We start from the raw sequence: 24,439 nt of genomic DNA, 5'->3' as shown, positions 1-24,439 counted from the left end.
ATCATGGCGATCGTCTACCTGAGCCTCGGCAGCAATATCGATCGTGAAAAGCACCTGAGCGCAGGTCTGGATGCGCTGGTGGAAGCCTTTGGCGATCTGAAGATGTCACAGGTGTACGAAAGCGAGGCGGTAGGCTTTGATGGCGAAAACTTTTACAACCTGGTCGCCGCCATCAAAACCGACCTCTCTGTGGGTGAGCTGGCGGTAAAGCTGCGCAATATCGAGGATGCCAACGGCCGTGTGCGCAGCGGCCCAAAGTTCAGCGCGCGTACCCTGGATATCGATATCCTCACCTGTGACGATCTCACCGGTGACGTGGATGGTGTCATGTTGCCGCGGGGTGAAATTCTCAAGAACGCTTTTGTGCTGCTGCCGCTGTCCGAGCTGGCGCCGGATACCGAGCATCCGCTCGAGCGCAAAACCTATCAGCAATTGTGGGAGGCCTACGACCAGTCCTCCCAGAAGTTGTGGCCAGTGACGTTCAATTGGCCTTGATCAGAGGCTCCTTAAATCCGCCCACGCATTTCCTCTTCCCCACACTAGACTGCGACCTACCTGTGATTTAACCGCTGCGCACTGAATGGCAGCGGTATCGGCAATGGGAGCAGTCAATGCCCAAGCACTTTTTTGTCCTCGGGCTGGATCCACTACGCCTGTCGTATCTGAAATATTTACCGAATGCCCATGACTACCGCTTTCATCCACTATTCTGGTTGGAAGAGGTGGTCAATCCGGCCACTTTCGACTACGACGTCATGCTGGAAAGAGCCCGTCAGAAGCTCGCAGCCTTTCCGGAGCCGATTGCCGGCATCATCGGCCACTGGGATTTTCCCACCAGTGTACTGCTGGCACATCTCAGTGAACTGTTCGGACTGAGGTCCGCCTCACTGGAGGCGGTACTGAAGTGCGAGCACAAGTACTGGAGTCGGCTCGAACAGCGCAAGGTCATGCCCGAGTGGACCCCGGGCTTCTGTGCGGTAGATCCGTTTGCCGAGAATCCGCGGAAACAGCTATCTCTCGATTTTCCTTTCTGGCTCAAGCCGATCAAGGCGCACTCCTCGTACCTGGGGTTTCGTATCGAAAATGAAGCGGCGTTTGACGAGGCTCTGAAAAAGATCCGAGCCGCGGTACACAGCTGTGGAGATCCGTTCAATCAGGCCCTGGCACATATCGAGGTACCGGAAGAGGTGGGCCCGGTGGATGGCAACTGGTGTATCGCTGAGGAAATTCTCACTGGCAAGCAGTGCGGTATTGAGGGGGCATTACTGGACGGCCAGTACCGCGTGCACGGCATTGTGGACACGGTGAAGGACAGCCGCAACCTCAGTTTTACCCGCTACGAATATCCATCGGTCTGGCCCCGGTATGCGCAGCAGAAAATCTGTGCGGCGGGAGAGAAAATCCTGCAGCACATGGGATTCGATAATTCGGCCTTTGGTATCGAGTTCTTCTGGGATGAGCGTGAAGACCGCTTCTGGATACTGGAAATCAATACCCGAATTTCACAGTCGCACTGCGATCAGTTCGTCAAGGTGCATGGCGTTTCCAATCACCTGGTGCCCATTGAACTCGCCTGTGGTCGCCTGCCCGATTTCCGTCGCTATCGGGGAGACTACCGCACGGCTGCCAAATTTATGCTGCGCCGTTATCGGGACACCGTCCTGCAACAGGCACCGCCGGAGGTGCAGATCGAGCACGTCGAGCGGGATTTTCCCGGCAGCAATGTGATCATTGCTGCGGAGGAGGGGCATCGCCTGTCGGAGCAGTCCATGCCCGACAGCTACAGTTTCGAAATCGCCAATATCTGGCTCGGCGCACAGGATCAGCAGCAACTGCTAGACCATTATCACCAACTGGCCGGCAGCCTCGAGTTCCACTTCGCCGACGGCGGGCGGCCGGAACCCTTCCAGTTCAACTGTGTGCGCTACTGATGGGCCTTGTGGAATGAAGGTCGTCCACAGTTTTCCATACAAGGTCATGACCCACGAGCATGTGGAAATTCCCATGGCGGACGGGTGCAGGCTGGCGGCCAGAATCTGGTTGCCGGAGAGCGCAGAATACGAGCCGGTACCCGCAATATTTGAATATATTCCCTATCGCAAACGGGACCTGACCCGGCTGCGTGATTCGGTAATGCATCCCTATCTTGCCGGCCATGGCTATGCTTGCGTGCGGGTAGACCTGCGCGGCAGCGGCGATTCGGAAGGGGTGATGGTGGATCAGTACCGCCAGCAGGAGCTGGATGACGGGGCCGCGGTGATTGCCTGGTTGGCAGAGCAGCCCTGGTGCGACGGCAACGTGGGGATGATGGGGATCTCCTGGGGCGGTTTTAACGGCTTGCAGGTAGCCTCCCTGGCACCACCGGCGCTGCGGGCGGTGATCTCCGCCTGCTCCACCGACGACCTGTACCTGGACAATATGCACTACATGGGTGGCTGCCTGCTCACCGATAACCTGTCCGAAGCCACTACCATGTTTACCGCCAACAGCAGTCCCCCGGACCCGGATCTGGTGGGCGACCGCTGGCGGGAAATGTGGATGCAGCGGCTGAAAGGCAGCGGTCTGTGGCTGGATACCTGGCTACAGCACCAGTACCGCGACGAATACTGGAAGCACGGTTCCGTCAGCGAGCATTACGCGGCCATTCGCTGTCCGGTCATGCTGGTGGGGGGTTGGGCCGACGGCTACACCAATGCGATATTTCGCCTGCTGGAACATTTGCAGGTACCTCGCCTGGGGTTGATCGGACCCTGGGGACACAAATACCCTCACCAGGGTGTTCCGGGCCCGGCCATCGGCTTTCTTCAGGAGGCATTGCGCTGGTGGGACCACTGGCTCAAGGGGCGTGACACCGGCATTCTCGAGGAGCCCATGTTGCGTGCCTGGATGCAGGACAGCGTACCGCCCACGACCTTTTACAAAACTCGCCCGGGGCGCTGGGTTGCGGAAACGGTGTGGCCGGCACCGCGTATCCGTCAGGTGCCCTACGATCTCGACAGCCACCGCATTCTGTTCCCCGGGGATGAACCCTGCCCGGCGGATGCGGCGGTACAGGTGCAGTCGCCGTTATCCGTTGGCTTGATGGCCGGCAAGTGGTGCTCTTATACCTATGCGCCAGATCTGCCCCACGATCAGCGTCAGGAAGACGGCGGGGCGCTGGTATTCCAGAGTGCCCCATTGGAACAGAGTGTAGAAATTCTCGGCGCACCGGTGGTGGAGCTGGAGCTCGCCTGCAACAGGCCGGTGGCGATGGTTGCCGCGCGCCTGTCCGATGTTGCCCCGGACGGTAAGGCGACGCGGGTGACTTACGGGTTATTCAATCTTACCCACCACCGCGGTCACGGCGCCCCGGAAAAACTGCAGCCCGGCAGGGTATACCGGGTGCGGGTACCGATGAACAATATCGGCCAGAATTTTCCCGTCGGTCATCGACTGCGGCTCAGCCTTTCCACCTCATATTGGGCCCTGGCATGGCCGCCACCCGAGCCCGTGCGCCTGACCGTGTACCCCGCGAAAAGTCGCCTGCTATTACCCCAGCGGGAGCCTCATCCCCGGGATAGCGCGGTGCGGTTCGAAGAGGCGGAAGGCGCGCCCCCCACACCGGTCACAATTCTTGAACCGCCGGAACACAACTGGCTGGTGCATGTGGATCTCGCACTGGACCGGTCGGTGCTCGAGGTGATTAAGGACGAGGGTCTGAAGCACCTCGAGGAAACCGATACCGACGTGGCCAACCGTATCTGGAACTGGTACAGCTTTCAGGGAGACGATTTTGACAGCCTGCGCGGGGAGACCCGCACCGAGCGTATATTCCGCCGCGGCGACTGGTCCGTGCGCACCACCACCCGCACCGTACTGACCGCGGATAAATCCTATTTTTATATCCATGCGGAGCTGGATGCCTGGGAGGGCGATTGCCGGGTGTATACGGAAAACTGGCAGCGGAAGATTCCGCGGGATTTTTTGTAGGGGAGAAGCCGGTGCGATACCTGAATGAAGGGGTACGACCAGGGAAGAAATTTCCCCGGCCGTGTCGGTTCAGCTCAGGCTGGCCAGTGCCTCCTTGGTAAACGGCACGATCTCTTCCTCGCGACCTTGCTTCACTTTCTGTAACCAGTTCGGATCCTGCAGCAGTGCGCGGCCCACGGCGATCATGTCGAACTCGTCGTTGTCCATGCGACGTACCAGTTCGTCCAGGCCGGTGGGGTTGGCGGTGCCGCCCATGCCCTGGTTGTTGCCGCCAATGAAGTCGTCGTCGAGGCCGACGCTACCTACGGAGATTACCGGTTTGCCGGTAAGTCTGCGGGTCCAGCCCGCCAGGTTCATGTCGGAACCTTCAAATTCCGGCACCCAGAAACGTCTTGTCGAAGCGTGGAAGATATCCACACCGGCGTTGACCAGCGGCTTCAGGAAACGCTCCAGCTCCTCCGGTGTCTGCGCCAGGCGCGCTTCGTAATCCTGCTGTTTCCACTGGGAGTAGCGCAGTACGATGGCGAAGTCCTCACCCACCGCATCGCGCACAGCTTCGATGATTTCCACCGCGAAACGGGTGCGGTTTTCCAGTGAACCGCCGTACTCGTCGTCGCGCTGGTTGGTGCCTTCCCAGAAAAACTGGTCCACCAGATAGCCGTGGGCGCCGTGAATTTCCACTCCGTCAAAACCCGCCTGTTTGGCCGCGCGTGCGGAATCGGCGAAGGCTTTGACGGTGTCTTGAATATCCTGTTTGCTCATCGCCTGTCCGTTGGGCTTGCCCGGTTTGAACAGGCCGGAAGGTGAATGGGTGGGGAAAGATTTGTCCGGGCCGGTGCCTTCCTTGCGCACGGAGCCCACATGCCACAGTTGCGGAATAATCTGGCCGCCCGCTGCATGCACCTGATCGACGACATTTTTCCAGCCCGCCATGGCTTTATCGCCGTAGATGGCCGGGACATTCTCGTAGCCGTTGGCCGCGGGGTGACCGACGAACGTACCTTCGGTAATGATCAGCCCCACTTCACCCTCGGCGCGGCGGCGATAGTAGCCGGCGACCTGTTCATTGGGCACGTAGCCGGGGGAGGCGGTGCGGGTCATGGGGGCCATGGCAACGCGGTTGCGCAGCTTGAGGGACTTGTGCTCGAAAGGGCGCAGTAGGCTGTCGAGGGAATGGCGCATGATTGGCTCCGGTTGATGCGTTACAGTCGGGGCACTCTAGCGCGTACCGGAGCGTCAGGGGATTATCTTAAGCGTAAAGGGCGTTGATATTTCCGCTCTTGCGATAGTCTCTGATACAGCTTGATATAGGAGCCTGCCCTGCAGTGAGAAGAGGCAGGCATGGTCAGTTGCCGTTCTTGAGTTTACGCAGCAGTGCCTCGTGCTTGCGTAGCTCCGGCTTGTTTTCAAGAATTTCCTCTTCACTCAATCCCGTCAGTTCGTGCGGAAATACCAGCCACTGGTCGGTTTCGTGCAGGTAGTAGTGTGGCTCCATATCCGTCTGGTTGCGGCTGGGCTTGAAGTAGGGGCAGGCAATACGAATTTCCGGCGTGTTCTTTTTACACGCTTTCTGCATATCCTTGATCGCCTGCTGGATGCTCAGTCCCGTATCGTAAACGTCGTCGACAATGAGCATTTTCTCATGGGACTCCACCTGCTTGATGAGATAGGTGAGACCGTGCACTTTCACATCTTTCTGCCGCTGATTGACACCGTAGTAGGAAGAGGTGCGGATGGCGATGTGGTCGGCATGGAAGCCGAGGAAGTCGAACATCTCCTGCACTGCAATGCCGATGGGGGCGCCGCCGCGCCAGACGCCGACGATATAGTCCGGTCGAAAGCCGCTTTCCACCACTTTCAGAGCCAGCGTATAGGCGTCGTCCAGCAGGGACTGGGCAGAAATAAACAGTTTTTCGCTCACTGAAATACCTCGGGCTCTAGTGGTGATAATCAATCATATATTCAGGCTGCGACCGCCATCCACGGCGATCACCTGGCCGGTGATGTAAGGGGCATCGGCAACCAGAAAGCGCACGGTGCGGGCGATGTCTGTGGGGTCACCGCTGCGCTGCATGGGGATGCGCGCCAGTATCTGTTCCTTGTTATAGCCTTCACTCTCCTGTTCCGGCCACAGAATCGCACCGGGGGCGACGGCATTGACGCGAACCCGGGGTGCCAGTTCCAGTGCCAGGCTTTTGGTCATCATGACCAGCCCGGCCTTGGCCGCACTGTAGATGGTGTGGCCGGGCATGGGTTTATCCGCGTGAATATCTGCCAGGTTGACGATGCAACCACCCTGTTCCGCGAGCGCGGGGGCCAGCGCCTGGCTGAGAAAGAACGGGGCCTTGAGGTTACTGCCCATCAACTCTTCCCACTGCTGTTCGCTGGCGCCGCCGATGGGGGTGGGGTAGAACGCGGAGGCGTTATTGACCAGTACCGATACCTCCCCGAAGCAGGCCTGCGCCGCATCGGCCATTTGCTGACAGTCGTCGGCACTGGCGAGGTTGCTCTGAACCGCGGCGGCAGAGCCGGGGCGGCGCTGGTTCAGGGTGTCCACCAGTTCCAGGGCCGCTCGCGCAGAGTGCCGGTAATGGATAACGACCTGATGGTCCCGGTGCAACGCTTCGGCAGTGGCGCGACCGAGTCGGGCGGCGGCGCCGGTGATGAGGGCTGTGGCCATGGGTACTCCGTGGGCAGGTAAACGGTGAATGGGCGGTTAAGCCTGAGGGGCGCCGTAGCTGCCTTTCAGGTGGGCCAGCGCCTGCAGGCGTGCGCGGTCCAGAGCCTTGCCCAGTTCGGCTCCCGCGAACCCCTCGGCGATCAGGGCCTGGGGGTCTACATCGGCGGCCGCCTGGCGCGCTGCGCGTAGGTAGTCGACCTGAGGGTAATCGCGGTCTTCAAGCCCCAGTCTGCCACGGGCGTCGGCCTCGCAGCTTTCCAGAAACTGCTCGAATCGCTCCGGTTTGCGCAGGGCGTCCAGGGCGCGGAGTAATTTGAGCAGGGTCTGTGGCCGCAGTTCAAACGCCTTGTGGCAGTGCAGGTGGTATTCACATACCCCGAGAGCAAGTGCGGTAATCGGATTGGGAACGCGCAGTCGCTTGCATACCCCTTTCACCAGCGGCAGGCCTGCGGCTTCATGGCCGCGGTGGCTGGGCAGCACGTGCTCGGGGGTGACCCCTTTACCCAGATCGTGCACCAGCACCGCGAAGCGCACGGGTAAGTCCGCGGGCGCCTGGCGCAGCGCGCGCAGTACATGATCCCCGGTATCGATTTCCGGGTGGTGCAATACCGGCTGCGGTACTCCGAACAGGCAATCCACCTCCGGCAGCAGTATTTCCAGAGCGCCGCAGTCGCGTAGGGTACTGATAAAGATATCCGGCCGTGGCTCCGTCAGCGCCCGGCTCACTTCCTTCCACACCCGCTCCGCTACCAGGTGTTCCACCTCCCCTGCATCCACCATGGCCCGCATCAGCGTCATGGTTTCATCGGCAATGGTAAATCCGAGGGGGGCATAGCGAGCGGCAAAGCGGGCAACTCGCAGAATACGTAGGGGATCTTCGGCGAACGCGGTGGAAACATGGCGTAATGTGCGGGCACTCAGGTCTGCTTGCCCACCGTAGGGGTCGATAATGGTCCCGTCTGCGGTCTCCGCCATGGCATTGACGGTGAGGTCCCGGCGTTGCAGATCCTGTTCCAGGGTGACATCCGGGCTCGCGTGGACGGTAAAGCCGCCGTAGCCACGACCGCTCTTGCGCTCGGTGCGGGCCAGGGCGTATTCCTCGTCCGTGTCCGGGTGCAGGAATACCGGGAAGTCCTTGCCCACCGGGCGAAAGCCACGCGCGCGCATATCGGATTCGCTCGCGCCCACCACCACCCAGTCCCGTTCGTGCACCGGTCGTTGCAGGAGTTTGTCACGGACGGCGCCGCCAACCAGGTACACCTTCATCGGCGGAATCTCGGAGAAAGGGGCAAAACTGCTTCGGTGACCGAGGCAAATGGCCGGGATTGGGAGGAAAAGGCGGAAAGTGCCATAAATGCCGCTAAACCTGAGATAAAACGCGCCAATTCAGGCGCCAGCTCAGGTAAATATTAGGAAATTCGTGGGCTGGGAAGATAAAAAAAAGGCCCCGAAAATACAAGGGGGCCTAGGGTCTTAGGGTATTCGTGAAGAGAGAATCCCAACAAGCTCGTATACGCCGTATGTTCCCGAATAAACCGAGTAGCTCTTACTTCGTTACAAAAGGCTACAGGATCGAGGTAGATAGCGCCTGTTATCGAGGATTAAATGACCTACGACAACATGTGACCATTTTATGTAACCTGTCATAACTGTCAACCGTGGCTATCAAACTTTTATTGAGGGATATGTCAGTTGGTTCGTTAAATATATATAGGCATAGAATTAACGCCTGTTTATTTGGTTTAATTCAGCATAATTAATAACTAAATGCGCGATTCGTGGGGGATAGTAATAAGATGAGCGAAGTGCATGTTCTCACCACCGGGGAAGCTGCCCGGTACTGCGGGGTAAATTTCCGTACGGTTATCCGCTGGATTGAGCGCGGTCAGCTGAAGGCCTACAAGCTTCCGGGGCGGGGTGACCACCGCATCTGTGTGGAAGACTTTGTCGGCTTTCTGCGCGACAACGCCATGCCGGTACCTGCGGAACTGGGCACTGCCACCCGCAAGGTGTTGCTGGTGTCTGACTCGCCGGAAATGATCGGCGGTCGCCAGCAGCTGCAACAGGCCGGTTGTGAAGTGGACCTGGCAAGCGACTCCTTCAGTGCGGGCGCCATGCTCGCTTGCGGTAAACCGGCCATGCTGGTGCTGGACGCCAATCTCGATGGGGTAAATGGTTTCCAGATTCTGGATATGCTGCGTTCGCGCAGTGAGTTTTCTTCTCTGAGCGTTCTGCTGATCGCGCCGGAAGGGGACTCCAATCAGCAGCGCTGGCTGGATGCTGGTGCGGACGCGGTGGTTGCGGCCAATTGCGATCGCACGGAGCTGGTAGGGCGCGTCAACCTGTTGCTGGACGCCTGATTACCGGCGAGCGACGGGCGCCAGTAATTCCTGGGTACTTCCACAAGCCGATCCTAGATCGGCTTGGGTACCAGCATAGACTCTTCCTCTTCAGAGCGGTCTCTTCCGATCTCCGGGCAGTGATAACTCGCGGTGACCTCGTCACCGTTGAGGCTGTGCAGGTGCACATCAAACCCCCAAAGACGATGTAGATGCTTCAGCACTTCACCCGTATCTTTACCCAGTGGGCGGCGCTGGTGCTGGGTATGGTGCAGCGTGATGGAGCGATCGCCTCGGGTATCCACGGAAAATACCTGAATATTGGGTTCCCGGTTGCCCAGATTGTACTGCCCTGCCAGTTTTGCCCGCAGTTCCCGATAGCCATCCTCGTTGTGAATGGCACCCACCTCGATTTCCTTCTCCCGATCGTCATCGGAAATACAGAACAGCTTCATATCCCGCATCACCTTGGGTGACAGGAATTGCAGGATAAAACTTTCATCCTTGAAGTCGCGCATGGCGAACTGCAGGGTTTCTTTCCAGTTGCTGCCGGCAATATCCGGGAACCAGGCCCGGTCTTCGTCGGTGGGATTCTCACAGATACGGCGTAGGTCGGTGAAAATACTGAAGCCGAGGGCGTAGGGGTTGATGCCGTTATAGTAGGGGCTGTCGTACGGAGGTTGATAGATCACGCTGGTATGGCTGGCAAGAAACTCCATCATAAAGCCATCGGTGACCTTACCGCGGGCGTGCAGTTCGTTGAGTAGGGTATAGTGCCAGAAGGTGGCCCAGCCCTCGTTCATTACCTGGGTCTGGCGCTGTGGATAAAAATATTGCGCCATTTTTCTGACGATGCGCACCAGCTCCCGCTGCCAGTTCTCCAGTAGCGGTGCGTTTTTCTCGATAAAGTAGAGAATGTTCTCCTGAGGTTCATCGGGGAACCGCTGCACCGGCGCTTCCTCTTCGCCGGCACCCAGCTTGGGAATGGTGCGCCACAGATCGTTCAGCTGGCGCTGGCGATACTCCTCGCGCTCTTTCTGACGGCGCTCTTCCTCGTGGGCGGAAATCGGGTAGGGGCGCTTGTAGCGATCCACTCCGTAATTCATCAGTGCATGACAGCTGTCCAGCAGGGATTCCACTTCGTCCACCCCGTAGCGCTCTTCGCAGCGGGCGATATAGTTTTTCGCAAACAGCAGGTAATCGATAATACTGCTGGCATCGGTCCAGGTGCGGAACAGGTAATTCCCTTTGAAGAAAGAATTGTGACCGTAACTGGCGTGGGCAATCACCAGCGCCTGCATGGTCATGGTGTTTTCTTCCATCAGGTAGGCGATGCACGGATTGGAGTTGATCACAATCTCGTAGGCCAGGCCCATGCGCCCGCGCTGGTAATTGTTTTCCACACTGATGAACTGCTTGCCGAAGGACCAGTGGTTGTAACCCACCGGCATACCGACGGATGAGTAGGCATCCATCATCTGTTCGGAGCTGATGACTTCAATCTGGTTGGGATAGGTGTCCAGGCCAAATTCCTTGGCCAGCAGCGCGATTTCCCGGTCGTACTCCTGAATGAGTTCGAAAGTCCACTCGGAGGTGGTGGAGATGGGCTGCTTGTTCGTTTGTGCTGTATCAAGCATCAGGCGGCAACCTTCTGGGTAAATAACTGGCGGAATACCGGGTAGATGTCCCCGACATCGATAATCTGTTCCATGGCGAAGTGCTCCGGAAACACCTGAGCCACACTCTGATATTCATCCCACAACGCCTGGTGATCACGGGGGGTGATTTCCACATAGGAGTAGTACTGTACGTGGGGCATGATGTCGTCGATCAGGATTTTGTGGCAGGTACTGGAATCGTCGTTCCAGTTGTCGCCATCGGACGCCTGGGCGCCGTAGATATTCCACTCACTGGCGGGATAGCGATCGCGCATGATGTCGCGCATCATTTTCAGGGCGCTGGATACAATGGTGCCGCCGGTTTCCCGGGAATAGAAAAACTCCTGTTCGTCCACTTCCTTGGCGCTGGTGTGGTGGCGGATAAATACCACTTCGGTGTATTCGTAACTGCGTTGCAGGAACAGGTACAGCAGCAGGAAAAACCGCTTGGCCATATCCTTGGTAGCTTGGTTCATGGAACCGGACACATCCATCAGGCAGAACATGACCGCTTTGGAACTGGGGCGTGGCTGTTTCACCAGCAGATTGTATTTTAGGTCGAAATCGTCGAGGAAGGGAATGCGGCTGATACGGCTTTTCAGATCCTGGATCTGCAGCCTGAGTTCATCCACCTTGCGTTGATCGCGCAGCGCCGTGTCTTTGTTTTCCTCAGCCTCGAGCTCCTGCTCCAGCAGTTTCAGGTTGCGCCGCTTACCACCACTCAGCGCAATGCGTCGTGCGTTGGCCGATCGCATGGAGCGCACCACGTTCAGGCGCCCGGGGGTGCCCTCGTTACTGATACCGGCGCGCACCACCTGAAATGAGTCGTTTCCGGCGAGCTTGCGTTTCACCATATTCGGCAGTTCCAGGCCCTCGAACATAAACTCGAGAAATTCGTCCTGGGAGATCTGGAAGGCAAATTCATCCATGCCCTCGCCGCTATCGCTGGCACCACTGCCGCCACTACCCTGTCCCTGGCCCTGTCCGGGTTTCGGAATGCGGTCACCGGTGACGAATTCCTTGTTGCCCGGCAGTACCTGTTCCATGTGGCCGCCGCGGCCATTGGAGAATATGGGCTCATTGAGGTCGCGGGTGGGAATGCTGATCTTTTCCCCGGCACCCATATCGGTAATGGAGCGGCTGTTCATGGCTTCGCCGACGGCTTTTTTGATATGCGATTTGTAGCGCCGCAAAAAACGTTGACGATTGACGGTGCTTTTCTTTTTGCCATTCAGGCGACGGTCGATGATGTAACTCATAGTACTGCCTTATATTGCTTTCAGGGGAGGGTTCACGGCGCGCCTCGAATACCTGCAGCGGCTGGTGCGCCACCGCAGGGCTTCAAGGCACAAACCCGTCAGCAGTTACTGAGACTTGCGTACCCGCAGATACCACTCGGAAAGCAGGCGAACCTGTTTCTCGGTATAGCCGCGCTCAACCATGCGCGCGACAAAGTCCGCGTGTTTTTTCTGGTCGTCTGCAGAGGCCTTGGTATTGAAGGAAATAACCGGCAGCAGATCCTCGGTGTTGGAGAACATTTTCTTCTCGATCACCGCTTTCAGCTTCTCGTAAGAGCGCCAGTCCGGGTTCTTGCCCTGATTGCCCGCGCGGGCGCGCAGTACAAAATTGACGATCTCGTTGCGGAAGTCTTTGGGGTTGGAGATACCCGCCGGCTTCTCGGTTTTCTCCAGCTCTTCGTTGAGGGCTGCGCGGTCGAGAATCTCGCCGGTTTCCGGATCGCGGTATTCCTGATCCTGAATCCAGAAGTCCGCATACGTCACATAGCGGTCGAACAGGTTCTGGCCGTATTCCGCATAGGATTCCAGGTAAGCGGTCTGGATTTCCTTGCCGATAAAGTCCACATACCGCGGCGCCAGATATTCCTTGATGAAGCCCAGATAATTCTCCTGAATTTCCGGTGGGAACTGCTCCTGCTCGATCTGCTGCTCCAGTACATACAGCAGGTGCACCGGGTTGGCCGCCACCTCGGTGGCGTCAAAGTTGAATACCTTGGACAGAATCTTGAAGGCGAAGCGGGTGGACAGGCCATTCATGCCCTCATCCACGCCCGCATTGTCGCGGTATTCCTGAATGGTTTTCGCTTTCGGGTCTGTATCTTTCAGATTCTCTCCGTCGTATACCCGCATCTTCGAGAAAACACTGGAGTTTTCCGGGTTCTTGATCCGCGACAGTACCGAGAACTGTGCCAGCATGCGCAGGGTGTCCAGCGCACAGGGGGCTTTCGACAGGGAGCTGTGTTCCAGCAGCTTGTCGTAAATCTTGATCTCTTCCTGCACTCGCAGGCAGTAGGGCACCTTGACGATATAGATGCGGTCCAGGAACGCTTCGTTGTTGCGGTTGTTCCGGAAAGACTGCCATTCGGATTCATTGGAGTGCGCCAGGATCACGCCGTTGAACGGGATGGCGCCAAGACCCTCGGTACTGTTGTAGTTGCCCTCCTGGGTGGCGGTCAGCAGAGGGTGCAGCACCTTGATCGGCGCCTTGAACATTTCCACGAATTCCATCATGCCCTGGTTGGCACGGCACAGGCTGCCGGAGAAGCTGTAGGCATCCGGGTCGTTCTGCGGGAAGTCTTCCAGCTTGCGGATATCCACCTTGCCCACCAGGGCGGAAATATCCTGGTTGTTTTCGTCGCCGGGCTCGGTTTTTGCAATCGCGGTCTGGTCGAGAATCGACGGGCGCAGTTTCACCACTTTGAACTTGCTGATATCACCCTGGTATTCATGCAGGCGTTTCACCGCCCAGGGAGACATGATGGTATTCACGTAGCGGCGCGGGATGCCGTAGTCCTCTTCCAGGATCTGTCCGTCCTCACTGGGAGAGAAGAGTGCCAGCGGTGACTCGAATACCGGAGAGCCCTTGATGGCGTAGATGGGGATCTGTTCCATCAGTGCTTTCAGGCGTTCTGCCAGAGAGGACTTGCCGCCGCCCACCGGGCCCAGCAGATACAGAATCTGTTTTTTCTCTTCCAGGCCCTGGGCCGCGTGGCGGAAGAAGGAAACGATCTGCTCGATGGCTTCCTCCATTCCGTAGAATTCACTGAACGCCTTGTAGCGCTTGATCACTTTGTTGGAAAAGATGCGCGAGAGACGCGGGTCGCGGGAGGTGTCCACCAGCTCGGCTTCGCCGATAGCCATCAGCATGCGCTCGGCGGGTGACGCGTAGGCGCTGCGGTCGTTTTTACACAGCTCCAGGTACTCCTGGATGGTGAGTTCTTCCTCCTGAATCGACTCATAGCGTTCCAGGTAGTGATTGAATATCGACATGGTTTACGACTCCCTGTAGCGTACCGCGTCAGTAAACGGTCTCCTGCCGTGGAGTACCTACCGCGCTGCAGCGTGTGATGACCGCGAATACATCTCGCAACGAATGCTTAAGAGCGCTGACGCGCGAGAACGCTATCTTTATTACCTATTGATTGCGCGACGATGCAGCTGTCGCAACAGGGGGCCTGCTATCAGGTCCCGCACTTTCAGGATAGTCAGCGCTGTGAGCTTGAATGGTGGATCGGCACAAGATAGGTAGAATAGGGCGTCAGTTTTGCGAGGTGGGTATTCGGCGTAAAATGCACCGGTAGCGCCGGGTGGTATTTTGAGGCCGTGGGCTCAGGCCGGCTGCGCGTAATTATTCAGGCTAGGGAAAGCAGTTTGAGGAGACCTATGAAGATTTTGGTAACCGGGGGCGCGGGCTACATTGGTAGCCACACCTGTGTGGAGTTGATTGAGGCGGGTTTTGAGCCCGTGGTGGTCGACAACCTGTGTAACAGCAGTGAAGAGGCCCTGCGCCGTGTAGAGGCTATTACCGGGCATTCTGTGCCGTTTCACCATGTGGATATCACCGATGCCCGTGCGCTGGGGGAGGTCTTTCGCGCGTATCCGGTGCAGGCGGTGGTGCATTTTGCCGGTCTCAAGGCGGTGGGTGAATCCGTTTCCCTGCCTTTGCGGTATTACCAGAACAATGTTGCAGGCACTCTCACCCTGTGTGAGGTGATGGAAGAGGCGGGCGTCCGGCAGCTGATTTTCAGTTCCTCCGCCACCGTTTACGGTGACCCGGCAACGGTTCCTATTCAGGAAGACTTCCCCACCGGCGCCACCAACCCCTACGGCGCCAGCAAACTGATGGTAGAGGATATCCTGCGGGATCTGTGCAAAGCACCGGGTAAACAGTGGAAAATCAGCCTGTTGCGCTATTTCAACCCCATTGGCGCCCACGAGAGCGGCACCATCGGCGAAGACCCCGCGGGTATCCCCAATAACCTGCTGCCCTACGTGGCCCAGGTGGCCGTGGGCCGACTGCCCCATCTGCAGGTGTTTGGCGACGACTACGCCACCTCGGACGGTACCGGTGTGCGCGACTATATCCACGTGGTCGACCTCGCTCGTGGCCATCTGGCGGCGCTGAATAAATTAGGCCGGGCAGATACCGAATCCGGTTGTTACACCTACAACCTGGGCACTGGCCGCGGCAGTTCGGTACTGGAAATCGTGCGCGCTTTTGCGGAAGCTGCGGGTAAAGACATTCCCTACCAGATTGTGCCCCGTCGCCCCGGCGATATCGCCGAGTGCTATGCGGATCCGGCCTATGCGGAAAAAGAGCTGGGGTGGAAGGCGGAATTTGACCTGAAGCGGATGGTGACGGACACCTGGCGCTGGCAGTCGCAGAACCCGAACGGCTATGGAAAGTAATCGCGAGTGAACAGAAATAAAAAACCCGGCAAAAATGCCGGGTTTTTTTTATTGGGTGAACGTGATTTGGATCAGATACGGCGACGACGCAACAGGGCTGCGGCGATCAGTGCGAGCAGCGCAAAACCGGTCGCGCCACCGCTGGAGCTGTTGCCCGGATTTTCCGGCTGCTCCACTTCTTCCTCTTCCTCCTCTTCGGGAATCGAGGTGTCGTCAGCGCGGCTGAGGGTGAATACCGCGGTGGTACGCGCCGGCACGGTGAATACACCGGCTTCTACCGTCGCTTCCACCAGTGCGGCGTCGGCAGAGTCCTGCTGCACCGGGTGCAGGGCAAATGGCAGTTCCGCCGCCGATTCCAGGGTGAACGTCTGAGCCTCGGCGCCGCCGTTAAACAGCACCAGAATCTGCGAGGTCTCCTCGTCGAAGTCGCCCGCCGGGTCGTTCAGGTGCATGGCGATCAGGCCGGGGATCTGCTCGGGCCCGGTGTTGGCGAAGGACACCACCGATTGCACTGCCTCCTTGGTGGGCAGGCGGAACAGGCCGCTGCTGCGACGGATCTGCAGCCACTCCTTGAATACCGCCAGGGCAAATTCCCGGTCCGCCTGTTGTGGGGCGATATCTGGATTGGCCAGCAGCGGTGCCATCAGCTCCCAGTTGTCCTCATTCTTGTCCGCGATCGGCAGACCCGCACCCCAGTTGTCGGTGGTGAGAGAAAAGTCGATGGCATTGAACCAGTCACCGGAGTTATAGCTGTCGCGGTCCATGGATTTGGAGCGCAGAATTTCCTGGCCGGCATGGATGAACGGTACACCCTGGGCAAACATCACCAGTGAGGTGCTGAAGTTCTGAAGGCGCACCCGCTCAGCCACACTGGTGGTGCTGTTGGCCTTGATCTGGATACCGTCGAACAGGGTTTCGTTATCGTGGGCGGCCACGTAGTTGATGGACTCCTGCGGGTCGGCGGTGTAACCGGTGGGCTGGCCGTTATAAATCAGCTCGGCGCCGGTCATTTCACTACCGTCGGAGGTTTCCAGAACATAGTCCGCGAGATTGCCGGCGAGGCTGATGCGCACCTTGTCCGCCAGGGTGAGCAGGGTTGCGCGTTCGTCGTCACCGCCGAACTTGCCGTTGCTGTCGGTAAACAGTCCGGTACCAAAACCCTGTTCTTCAAAGCCGCCGAACGGGTTGCCGCCACGCACGGAGTCGCGAATGCGATCATTAAAGGTGCCCACGCCGGTGCCGGCCATATTGCCCTGACGTGCCTGCACGAAGCGCGCATCGTCAACCACTTCCCCGAAATTCCAGCCTTCTCCGTAGAGGTAAATGGAAGATCCATCCACACCGTCGGTTTCCGTGGTGAGTGCCTGCAGGTCGCTGGCGATATTCTGGATATTCTCCTTGGTATGGTGGCCCATCAGGTCAAAGCGGAAGCTGTCCACCTTGTAGGCGGTGGCCCAGGTTTTCATGGAATCGCGCATCAGCTTTTCCATCATGGTGTGCTCGCTGGCGGTGTTGGCGCAGCAGCTGCTCATTTCCACAAAACCCTCACCATTGCGGCGGTGGTAATAACCGGGAACGATCTTGTCGAGAATGGAATTGTCGTATTGGGCAAAGGAGCTGGTGTGGTTGTACACCACGTCCATGACCACTCGCAGACCCATTTCGCTCAGGGATTGCACCATCTCACGGAATTCAATAATCCGCTGCACACCATTCGGGTTGGTGGAATAACTGCCCTCTGGAACGGTGAAATGCAGCGGGTCATAACCCCAGTTGAATCCATCTTCGTCGCGGATCGCGTTCACCGCTGCCTGCTGCTCGGTGCTGTCCGGTGCGTAGACACTGAGGTCTTCGGTGGTTTTCAGTTCGGAACGCTCTTCGTTCACGGTGGCGAAGTCGAACGCGGGTAGCAGGTGTACGTGGGTCAGTCCGGCAGCGGCCAGTTCCGCCAGGTGCAGGCTGCCGCGACCATCTTCGGCAAAGGCGGCAAAAGTACCACGTGCGGCTTCGCTGACCATGTCATCTTTGATGCTGAAGTCGCGCACATGCAGCTCGTAAATGGAAATATCTTCCGGTGCGGCCAGGATGGGCTTCATCAGTGAATCCCAGCCTTCCGGCTTCAGGTCATCGTCGTTCAGGTTGACGATCTGCGATTTGCGGGAATTGGTGGAAAGGCTCAGCGAGTAGGGATCGGTTACCCAGTTGGTTTCGATTTCCCGGGTCGCGTAGGAGTAGACCTCCACTTCATACATATAGAATTTGCGGTCCCAGTCGATGCTGGTGGACGCAGTCCATACACCGTCGGTTTCGCTCATCTCGATATGGCTGCTGGATTCGAACTGCTCGGCGGTATCGAACAGGTGTACCTTCACCGATTTTGCCGTGGGTGCCCACAGGGCGAACTCGATGGCATTTTCTCCAACACTGGCCCCGAGGGTGCCATCGTACGCGAAGGCCGCATCGAGAAGACCCGGAGTCTGAATACCGGTGGCATCGACGATGGCACCGTCCGCGTCAAAAATGGCAATGGCAAGCTGGCCTTTGATCAGCTCGGCGATATCCGCCGTAGCCGGCACGGTAAACGCGGTGCTGTTGCTCAGGTGCGGAAATTTTGCCGCGGTTGTATCTGTGACACCGTCGGTGTTCAGAGCCAGCGCAACTTCGCTATCACCGGCTACACCATCGGGGCCGAGCGTAAGCGCGGCGTCGGCACTGCTGACCAGCTTTGCACTACCGCCTTCCGGCACGGTGACCGGCCACAGGATGGTATTGGTATCGACCCAGTGGGCTTTGTCAGTTGTCAGGTCACCCCGCGGTACGCCGTCGGTGCTCACCACCACTTTTTTGGTGTTGCTGTCGAAGGCGAAGTAGATTTCCTTGCCGTCTTCTACGGTGAACGCGATGTTGCCGCCGTCCTGTCCGTAACTTTCCTCCCAGCCCTGGTGCAGGGCGGCTTTCATCTGGTAGTCCCCTGCGGGAATCTGGTCGGTAAGCAGGGTGTATACACCGTCGCCATCGACGTCCTGCATCAGGCTGTGCAGACACTCCGGTTGCCAGTCGCCCGGGCATCCCAGGGCGCTCTGGAAGTCACCGGCGGCGGTCACGATACTGTGGCGCACATTATCCGCAATCCAGTGGGTTTCGTGATCGTAGATAAACTGCACTTCCCGCTCGGCGGCGATCTCCAGTGGGATATTGCCGCCCCCCGCGTCGCCATTAGCTCCGTAGTTTTCATCCCATCCGCCATTGAGTGCGACCTTGTACTCGTAATTTCCCGCTGGCAGGGTGAAGGTGCCCAGCCAGAGGTCATTCGTTTCGTCATAGCTGAGCTCAGATGCTTCACAGGCGGGATCCCAGTCAGCACCGCAACCGATCGCGCTTTGCAGCGTGCCTGGGAGATTGACTGAGGTGACTTCTGAATTGGGGCTGGCTTGCGCGGCACCGGCGATCGCCAGTGCCAGCAGCGAGAGCATATGTCTGCGCAGGCCGGGGAGAGGGTGGTGGTGTGTAACATTTGGACGAGCGCAACTGCGGCGCTCCTGTACCGGAGAGGTAGCTTGCATGCTCTAGGACCTTATTGTTTCTCTTATTGAATTTCTGCCAGCGGGTGCCATGTTGCACCGCTGTATCATCAGCGCTGATGTACTCGCGATACACGCGCCCCCTCAAACCGACGGCGGCTGAAAGCATGTATAAAATCGCAATCTCGATTAGAGGTCAGCTGTCGGTAAACAGCATCCCACCCGGTGGGGGGGGAGAAAAAATTGACCAGGGATTACGAGGGGGAGGCCGGTGTGCTGCCATGGATCGGACGGGTATTTCAGATAGAGCCTGGTGAATTTATGCACATGCAGGCAGGTAGCAGACATCTGTTGCTTGCGGTGGTGTTGGGCTTCGCCCGTGAGAAAAGTGGTCGTGTGTTGCCCCCATTTCCGGCTGCTCTGCAACAAGCTGGCAGCGGCGATTAGGGTAGTTTATCTGGGGATACTGTAATCCAGCACGGAATTATTATGTGCGGAAATGCCGGCGCTTTGCGCCGGCATTGCTGTCCGGGGTGATTAACGGTACCCGTCAATTTTTTCTGCAATATCGGGGTTCATCGCAACGGCACGGGCGATGGTGTTGTATTCCTCACGGGTCAGCCCGGCCGCTTCGACCTGGGCCAACATTTCCTTGTTTGCCTTCTCTCGTAATGCCATGGCCTCCTGCGGATCCTGAGTGTTGCGTAGTTTGGTGGTCATTTCCATGCGCGTCTCATCCACATGTTCCTGCGCCTTGGCAAATGCCTCCAGTTTCTCCTCCGGCAGGCTATCTGCGCTCATTGCCCGTTCGGGCATTTGCGGACTGGCAGAATAAGACGGTCTTTCATCTGCCTGTTGCTGCGTACCCTGCTCCGCCCAGGCGGTGCCGCAGCTCAGCCCCAGGGTCAACGCTGCACAGGTGAAGGTATTCAAGAGTGTCGCGGTGCGTGGGCCGTTTGTCCAATGTGGCGTTTTCATAATTTGACGGTTCTCCTCAATAAATACTTGCGATCAATACCGGTCAGCTTGGGCGGGCACCCCTACGGGCATCCCTGTGGTGACCGTTCGTGAGTAAAAACACCTGGGGCCGCCTCTCTGTTGCCCGATCTTGTAGAAGCGTGAACGACTTCTCACCTGGCAAACTCCGCAGACGCTGCGAGGAACTAACAGCGGTGCTTTCCTGTTCCTAGTAGTACGTGAAGGATTTCGACGGATTTACTTTGCCCCGGGTATCTGGCGCGAGTTGTAACCGGTGGAGGACAGGCGGTTCATGAAGTTTGAGCAGAAGGTGTGTGAACATATTCCAGGGTTGATGCGGTATGCGTTCGCGTTGTGTGGAGAAAAAGCACAGGCAGAAGACCTTGTGCAGGATTGTCTGGAGCGCGCCCTGCGCAAGCGACATTTGTGGCGCCCTGCCAGTACGATAAAACCGTGGCTGTTTCGTATTCTCTATCACATATACCTGAATCAGCGTGGATCGGCACGCTATCGCAAAGAATCGCTGATGGAAAATGCGGGGGAGAATTTGGCCGAGCCATCCGGGCACGAGGCTGCGCTGCACTGTCGAGATGCAATGGCTGCTATTTATCGGCTACCGGAAGAACAGCGCTCCGCGTTACTACTGATGGTCCTGGAAGGCCCGAGCTACAAAGAGGCCGCAGAGATTCTCGGGGTAAATGCGGGCACCTTGCGTAGTCGTGTTTCCCGGGCGCGGGAGACTGTTCGCAAGTTCTGTGGTGAGGAAGGGTCGAAGAGTAGCGCGGAGATTTCCGGAGAGCGGATCACGCAAAGCGGCGTCTTGTTGCAGCGAGTGAAATAGCATCACGGCTTGTTTTTTTCGAATGTGCGGAGGGCATCCATGGCACTGCATTCTGGTGAAAATCCGGAGAACCCTGTCTCGGCAGAAGATCTTTCGGCTTTTGCCGACGGTGCGCTGCCACCGCGACGCGCGCGCCAGGTGGCACGGCATCTGCGCCACTATCCTGAGGCTGCACAACAGGTCTTCGATATATGGTGCATCGAAAATGCGGCACTGCAACAGCTGAACTCAACGGGTGGCGATAGCGACAGAGTCAGAAACGGTGCGAAACCTTTTGCCCGCAGTGGCGATGCGCGCAACAGCGGCCGCGTATTGCCGTGGATAAGTGGCGCGGCCGCCGGTGTATTGCTGGTGCTGGGAGTTTGTGTGCTGAGCCTTGAGCAGACCAGGCCCGAAGCGCCACCCACTGCAGTAGCGGATACTGTGCACCCATCCCGGCTGGAGTCGGTGACCGAGAGACAAACAGGGGCCGCACTGGTCCCGGTGGATACAGTGGCGATAGAAATGATTCGTCCGGATCTGGAATTGTCGTCGCAGCAGATCGCTGATGAAATGCCGGCGGGGAAGAGCGCTGATCGTGCTGGCGGTACTGCACCCTCGGGCAATCATCTGTTGCCCGAAAAACTGCAGGGGGCTGTGGGAAATGCTCGACTGAATTTCCGCGCTGAAGATGGCACGACCCTGATTTTGAATACCTATCCGATGCAGACTTCTGCGCAGATGACTCTGGACGGGCGTGTGCCAGAGGAGGTGATCGGCAAAAACCTGGCAGCGGGTAACCGGGTGCACTGGGTTCACAGCGAAACGCTGTTTGTACTGTCCGGCAATATAGATGCGGCCGGCCTGTTTCGCGTCGCACTGGGATTGCGTGCGGAGCCACCCGCGTCAGGTCGTGTATTCGGGCCGGGGGCTTCCGAGTCGATTCGGGAGCAGGGCACGTCTGGTTCGTTAAATACCAATGGGCTCGAAGTCGCTCCCGGGTTCAGCAAAATGTAGTGGCTGGTCCTCCCCCCCCCAGAATAGTGGAATCACGGCGTGCAATCCGCGCAATAAAACGATTCATCTTCCAGCTTTAGTGCAGTGAGGTAACCGCCCCACACGCACCCCGTATCCAGCGCATACACATTCTTGGTGTTCGCTTCCCCTTCCAGCGCTGCCCAGTGCCCGAAAATAATCCGGTCGTCCTTGGTTTTGCGATTCTTGTAGCTGAACCAGGGCTTGTAATCGTGGTGGGCGGCCAGTGGACCCTGCTTGGTGACGAGGTCGAGGGTGCCGTCTTCCTTGCAGAAGCGCATGCGGGTGAAGTAATTGGTGATGGCTCGCAGTCGCTCGACGCCGATCAAGTGGTCGCTCCATGTATGCGGCTCGTTCCCGTACATACCGAAAAAGTAGGCTTCCGCCATGGCCGGGTCCTGCAGTGCCTGATGCACCTCGCCTGCCAGTTCCAGCGCTTTGCTCATACTCCAGATGGGGGGAATGCCCGCGTGCACCATGGAGAAATACTTGCCTTTCACCTTTTTGTGCACCATCAGTGGCTGTTTTTGCAGCCACTCCAGCAGCTGATCGGCGTCTTTGGCCCGTAATACTTCCGCCAGGTCGTGCTCTTTATCGGTCAGCCGCTTGGCCCCGTGGGCGATCGCCAGTAAGTGCAGGTCGTGGTTGCCCAGCACCGCGGTAATCTGGCTGCGGTGCTCGTAAAGGAAGCGCAGGGTGCCCAGGCTGTCGGGCCCCCGGTGCACCATATCGCCGGCCAGCCAGAGTTTGTCCTTGTCCGCATTGAAGTGGACCTTCTTCAGCAGTCTCTGCAGTGGTTCCAGGCAGCCCTGAATATCGCCGATTGCGTAGGTAGCCAAAACGATCCTCGTTTATTTTGCTTGGTTTTGCGCTGGCTTGAGCTTGCTGCAGTAGTTTGCCAGCTCTACATACTCTTTTACGCTGAGGGTTTCCGGCCGGCGGCTGGTGTCTACCGGCAATTGCTCGGGATCCAGGTCCGGGAACAGCGGCTTCAGTGCATTGCGCAGCGTCTTGCGACGCTGTTGGAAAGCGACACTGACGATGCGTTCCAGTAGAGCCTCGTCTTCCGCCGGGTGCGGCAGTGTCTGGTGGGGCACCAGACGCACGATGGCGGAATCCACTTTCGGTGCCGGGCGGAAAGACTGTGGCGGCACCGGGAATAGGCCCTGCACGCGGCAGTAGTATTGGGTCATCACGCTCAGGCGGCCGAAGGCTTTTACCCCGGGCACCGCGCTCAGGCGGTCTACCACTTCCTTCTGCAGCATAAAGTGCATGTCCTGCACTTTGCCGCGGAAACTGAGCAGGTGGAACAGCAGCGGGGTGGAAATGTTGTAGGGCAGGTTGCCGACGATGCGCAGTTGTTCGCCCTCTTCGACCATGCTGCCGAAATCGAATTTCAGTGCATCTTTTTCGACAATGGTGAAGTCCGGGTAGCTGCGGAATTTGAACTCCAGCATCGGGATCAGATCCCGGTCCAGTTCCACCGCGGTGAGCGAGGGGCACTTGTCCAGCAGCAGCGCGGTGATGGCGCCCTGGCCCGGGCCAATCTCTACGAGTTTGTCCGTGTCCTTGGGGCCGATGGCGCGCACGATGCGCTCGATGATGTTCTCGTCGACCAGGAAATTCTGGCCGAAACGCTTGCGCGCCTTGTGTTGGAAAAAATTGTCCATGAATTTATTCGTTCGAATTGGGTTTGCGCGCGCAACGTTCAGTTCAATTTGGCGCAGTAGTTAAATATGGCGCAGCTGGACCAGTTCAATGGCCTGGTGCATGGCGGCGAGAAGGCTGCCGGTATCGGCAACGCCTGTGCCTGCAATGTTGAGCGCGGTGCCGTGATCCACCGAGGTGCGGATATACGGCAACCCGAGGGTGATATTGATCGCGCGCCCGAATCCCTTGAATTTTAACACCGGCAGCCCCTGATCGTGGTACATGGCGAGTACGGCGTCACAGCGGGCCAGTTGCGGTGGGGTGAACAGGGTGTCCGCGGGTAAAGGGCCGATCAGGTTCAGTCCAAGGGCGCGCAGGGTATCCAGGGCCGGCTCGATGGTATCGATTTCCTCGCGCCCCAGGTGCCCGCCTTCGCCGGCGTGAGGGTTCAGCCCGCAGACCCCGATGCGTGGATGTTCGATGCGGAACTGCTCGCGCAGGTTGCGATGCAAAATGGTGAGTACCTGCTGCAGGCCGTCGCCGCTGATTGCGGCGCTCACATCTTTCAATGGCAGATGTGTCGTCGCCAGCGCTACCCGCAGGTCATCGGCGGCGAGCATCATCACCACCTTTCCCACCCCGGCATTCTGCGCGAAGTACTCGGTATGGCCGCTGAAAGAGACGCCGGCCTCGTTGATCACACCTTTGTGCACCGGGCCGGTCACCACGGCGTCGAAGGTGCGGTCTTTGCAGCCCTCGGCGGCGATGCGTAGGGTTTCCAGCACATAGGCGCCATTGGCGGGGTCCAGCCGGCCCGGCTGTGCGGTGGCCGCCAGCGAAACCGCGTGGATATGCAGGCTGTTGGCGGGCGTTGGTTCTGCCGGGTTGTCCGCATCGAATGCGATCAGTTGCAGGCTCTTGCCCTGGCGCGCGGCTTCCTGCTGCAGCAGGTCCGGGTCGGCGATGGCGACAATCTGGGCGTGGGAAATTGGGGTGGGGCGCTCGGAGCAGGCGAGTTTTACTGCCAGCTCCGGGCCAATCCCGGCGGGCTCGCCGGGCGTGAAAGCAATGCGTGGGGTCATT

20 protein-coding genes are annotated in these 24,439 nt (G+C 58.3%); 8 read left to right on the top strand and 12 right to left on the bottom strand.

The genetic code is table 11. The features are described from left to right. Positions 1-3: 3 nt before the first annotated feature. The 3 genes from folK (at position 4) to LRR79_RS01090 (ending at position 3,969) form a co-directional block, all read left to right on the top strand. Complete coding sequence (gene folK, locus LRR79_RS01100; RefSeq protein WP_231758601.1) at positions 4-495, top strand: 2-amino-4-hydroxy-6-hydroxymethyldihydropteridine diphosphokinase; 492 nt, start codon at positions 4-6, stop codon at positions 493-495. A gap of 116 nt (positions 496-611) precedes the next feature. Further along, positions 612-1,931 carry an ATP-grasp domain-containing protein gene (locus tag LRR79_RS01095; RefSeq protein ID WP_231758600.1) on the top strand — a complete coding sequence of 440 codons (1,320 nt, stop codon included), beginning with the start codon at positions 612-614 and terminating at the stop codon, positions 1,929-1,931. A gap of 13 nt (positions 1,932-1,944) precedes the next feature. Next, positions 1,945-3,969, top strand: a complete 2,025-nt coding sequence (locus LRR79_RS01090) for a CocE/NonD family hydrolase (protein WP_231758599.1) — start codon at positions 1,945-1,947, stop codon at positions 3,967-3,969. 69 nt (positions 3,970-4,038) lie between these two features. On the opposite strand, the gene LRR79_RS01085 is transcribed toward LRR79_RS01090, so the two are convergent. The 4 genes from LRR79_RS01085 to LRR79_RS01070 form a co-directional block, all read right to left on the bottom strand. Further along, positions 4,039-5,151 (bottom strand): NADH:flavin oxidoreductase, encoded by a 1,113-nt coding sequence (locus tag LRR79_RS01085; RefSeq protein ID WP_231758598.1) that lies wholly within the window; start codon positions 5,149-5,151, stop codon positions 4,039-4,041. A 163-nt stretch (positions 5,152-5,314) separates the two neighbouring features. Next, complete coding sequence (locus tag LRR79_RS01080; RefSeq protein WP_231758597.1) at positions 5,315-5,890, bottom strand: phosphoribosyltransferase; 576 nt, start codon at positions 5,888-5,890, stop codon at positions 5,315-5,317. 33 nt (positions 5,891-5,923) lie between these two features. Next, positions 5,924-6,649, bottom strand: coding sequence for a pteridine reductase (locus tag LRR79_RS01075; protein ID WP_231758596.1), 726 nt, complete (start codon positions 6,647-6,649; stop codon positions 5,924-5,926). A 36-nt stretch (positions 6,650-6,685) separates the two neighbouring features. Further along, complete coding sequence (locus LRR79_RS01070) at positions 6,686-7,915, bottom strand: multifunctional CCA addition/repair protein (RefSeq protein WP_231758595.1); 1,230 nt, start codon at positions 7,913-7,915, stop codon at positions 6,686-6,688. A 530-nt stretch (positions 7,916-8,445) separates the two neighbouring features. Between LRR79_RS01070 and LRR79_RS01065 the strand changes: the two genes are divergently transcribed. Beyond that, entirely contained in the window at positions 8,446-9,009 is a 564-nt protein-coding gene (locus LRR79_RS01065; RefSeq protein WP_231758594.1) for a response regulator, read from the top strand. Between the two features lie 53 nt (positions 9,010-9,062). On the opposite strand, the gene LRR79_RS01060 is transcribed toward LRR79_RS01065, so the two are convergent. The 3 genes from LRR79_RS01060 to LRR79_RS01050 form a co-directional block, all read right to left on the bottom strand. Then, complete coding sequence (locus tag LRR79_RS01060; protein WP_231758593.1) at positions 9,063-10,625, bottom strand: SpoVR family protein; 1,563 nt, start codon at positions 10,623-10,625, stop codon at positions 9,063-9,065. Then, positions 10,625-11,905, bottom strand: coding sequence for a YeaH/YhbH family protein (locus tag LRR79_RS01055; RefSeq protein WP_231758592.1), 1,281 nt, complete (start codon positions 11,903-11,905; stop codon positions 10,625-10,627). The genes LRR79_RS01060 and LRR79_RS01055 overlap by 1 nt, the downstream gene beginning before the upstream one ends. A 105-nt stretch (positions 11,906-12,010) precedes the next feature. Then, on the bottom strand, positions 12,011-13,933 hold the full coding sequence (locus LRR79_RS01050) for a PrkA family serine protein kinase (RefSeq protein WP_231758591.1): 1,923 nt from the start codon (positions 13,931-13,933) through the stop codon (positions 12,011-12,013). 393 nt (positions 13,934-14,326) lie between these two features. Between LRR79_RS01050 and galE the strand changes: the two genes are divergently transcribed. Then, on the top strand, positions 14,327-15,352 hold the full coding sequence (gene galE, locus LRR79_RS01045; protein ID WP_231758590.1) for a UDP-glucose 4-epimerase GalE: 1,026 nt from the start codon (positions 14,327-14,329) through the stop codon (positions 15,350-15,352). A 71-nt stretch (positions 15,353-15,423) separates the two neighbouring features. Here galE and pulA read toward each other — a convergent pair whose 3' ends face one another. Then, positions 15,424-18,915, bottom strand: coding sequence for a pullulanase-type alpha-1,6-glucosidase (gene pulA, locus LRR79_RS01040; protein ID WP_231758589.1), 3,492 nt, complete (start codon positions 18,913-18,915; stop codon positions 15,424-15,426). A gap of 201 nt (positions 18,916-19,116) precedes the next feature. On the opposite strand from pulA, the gene LRR79_RS01035 reads away from it, so the two are divergent. After that, positions 19,117-19,320 (top strand): hypothetical protein, encoded by a 204-nt coding sequence (locus LRR79_RS01035; RefSeq protein WP_231758588.1) that lies wholly within the window; start codon positions 19,117-19,119, stop codon positions 19,318-19,320. Positions 19,321-19,410: 90 nt separating this feature from the next. Here LRR79_RS01035 and LRR79_RS01030 read toward each other — a convergent pair whose 3' ends face one another. Continuing rightward, positions 19,411-19,851, bottom strand: a complete 441-nt coding sequence (locus tag LRR79_RS01030; protein WP_231758587.1) for a DUF4168 domain-containing protein — start codon at positions 19,849-19,851, stop codon at positions 19,411-19,413. Between the two features lie 292 nt (positions 19,852-20,143). On the opposite strand from LRR79_RS01030, the gene LRR79_RS01025 reads away from it, so the two are divergent. Together LRR79_RS01025 and LRR79_RS01020 are read left to right on the top strand one after the other, a co-directional pair. Beyond that, positions 20,144-20,692: an RNA polymerase sigma factor gene (locus tag LRR79_RS01025; RefSeq protein ID WP_231758586.1), complete on the top strand. Its 549-nt coding sequence runs from the start codon at positions 20,144-20,146 to the stop codon at positions 20,690-20,692. 39 nt (positions 20,693-20,731) lie between these two features. Continuing rightward, positions 20,732-21,688: an anti-sigma factor family protein gene (locus LRR79_RS01020; RefSeq protein WP_231758585.1), complete on the top strand. Its 957-nt coding sequence runs from the start codon at positions 20,732-20,734 to the stop codon at positions 21,686-21,688. 32 nt (positions 21,689-21,720) lie between these two features. Here the strand turns inward: LRR79_RS01020 and LRR79_RS01015 are convergent, their stop codons facing one another. The 3 genes from LRR79_RS01015 to pdxA are packed head-to-tail and all read right to left on the bottom strand — an operon-like array spanning position 21,721 to position 24,438. Then, entirely contained in the window at positions 21,721-22,545 is an 825-nt protein-coding gene (locus tag LRR79_RS01015; RefSeq protein WP_231758584.1) for a symmetrical bis(5'-nucleosyl)-tetraphosphatase, read from the bottom strand. Positions 22,546-22,557: 12 nt separating this feature from the next. Further along, positions 22,558-23,376, bottom strand: coding sequence for a 16S rRNA (adenine(1518)-N(6)/adenine(1519)-N(6))-dimethyltransferase RsmA (gene rsmA, locus LRR79_RS01010; RefSeq protein WP_231758583.1), 819 nt, complete (start codon positions 23,374-23,376; stop codon positions 22,558-22,560). Between the two features lie 60 nt (positions 23,377-23,436). Continuing rightward, positions 23,437-24,438: a 4-hydroxythreonine-4-phosphate dehydrogenase PdxA gene (gene pdxA, locus LRR79_RS01005; RefSeq protein ID WP_231758582.1), complete on the bottom strand. Its 1,002-nt coding sequence runs from the start codon at positions 24,436-24,438 to the stop codon at positions 23,437-23,439. Position 24,439 lies beyond the last annotated feature (1 nt).

Source organism: Microbulbifer elongatus (genome assembly GCF_021165935.1).
Lineage (GTDB): Bacteria > Pseudomonadota > Gammaproteobacteria > Pseudomonadales > Cellvibrionaceae > Microbulbifer > Microbulbifer elongatus.
This window is presented reverse-complemented; position numbering and strand designations above follow the sequence as displayed.

Coding starts and splice junctions, on each gene's coding strand:
- folK (WP_231758601.1), top strand. CDS start 4: ATGGCGATCGTCTACCTGAGCCTCGGCAGCAATATCGATCGTGAAAAG.
- LRR79_RS01095 (WP_231758600.1), top strand. CDS start 612: ATGCCCAAGCACTTTTTTGTCCTCGGGCTGGATCCACTACGCCTGTCG.
- LRR79_RS01090 (WP_231758599.1), top strand. CDS start 1,945: ATGAAGGTCGTCCACAGTTTTCCATACAAGGTCATGACCCACGAGCAT.
- LRR79_RS01085 (WP_231758598.1), bottom strand. CDS start 5,151: ATGCGCCATTCCCTCGACAGCCTACTGCGCCCTTTCGAGCACAAGTCC.
- LRR79_RS01075 (WP_231758596.1), bottom strand. CDS start 6,649: ATGGCCACAGCCCTCATCACCGGCGCCGCCGCCCGACTCGGTCGCGCC.
- LRR79_RS01070 (WP_231758595.1), bottom strand. CDS start 7,915: ATGAAGGTGTACCTGGTTGGCGGCGCCGTCCGTGACAAACTCCTGCAA.
- LRR79_RS01065 (WP_231758594.1), top strand. CDS start 8,446: ATGAGCGAAGTGCATGTTCTCACCACCGGGGAAGCTGCCCGGTACTGC.
- LRR79_RS01060 (WP_231758593.1), bottom strand. CDS start 10,625: ATGCTTGATACAGCACAAACGAACAAGCAGCCCATCTCCACCACCTCC.
- LRR79_RS01055 (WP_231758592.1), bottom strand. CDS start 11,905: ATGAGTTACATCATCGACCGTCGCCTGAATGGCAAAAAGAAAAGCACC.
- LRR79_RS01050 (WP_231758591.1), bottom strand. CDS start 13,933: ATGTCGATATTCAATCACTACCTGGAACGCTATGAGTCGATTCAGGAG.
- galE (WP_231758590.1), top strand. CDS start 14,327: ATGAAGATTTTGGTAACCGGGGGCGCGGGCTACATTGGTAGCCACACC.
- pulA (WP_231758589.1), bottom strand. CDS start 18,915: ATGCAAGCTACCTCTCCGGTACAGGAGCGCCGCAGTTGCGCTCGTCCA.
- LRR79_RS01030 (WP_231758587.1), bottom strand. CDS start 19,851: ATGAAAACGCCACATTGGACAAACGGCCCACGCACCGCGACACTCTTG.
- LRR79_RS01025 (WP_231758586.1), top strand. CDS start 20,144: ATGAAGTTTGAGCAGAAGGTGTGTGAACATATTCCAGGGTTGATGCGG.
- LRR79_RS01020 (WP_231758585.1), top strand. CDS start 20,732: ATGGCACTGCATTCTGGTGAAAATCCGGAGAACCCTGTCTCGGCAGAA.
- rsmA (WP_231758583.1), bottom strand. CDS start 23,376: ATGGACAATTTTTTCCAACACAAGGCGCGCAAGCGTTTCGGCCAGAAT.
- pdxA (WP_231758582.1), bottom strand. CDS start 24,438: ATGACCCCACGCATTGCTTTCACGCCCGGCGAGCCCGCCGGGATTGGC.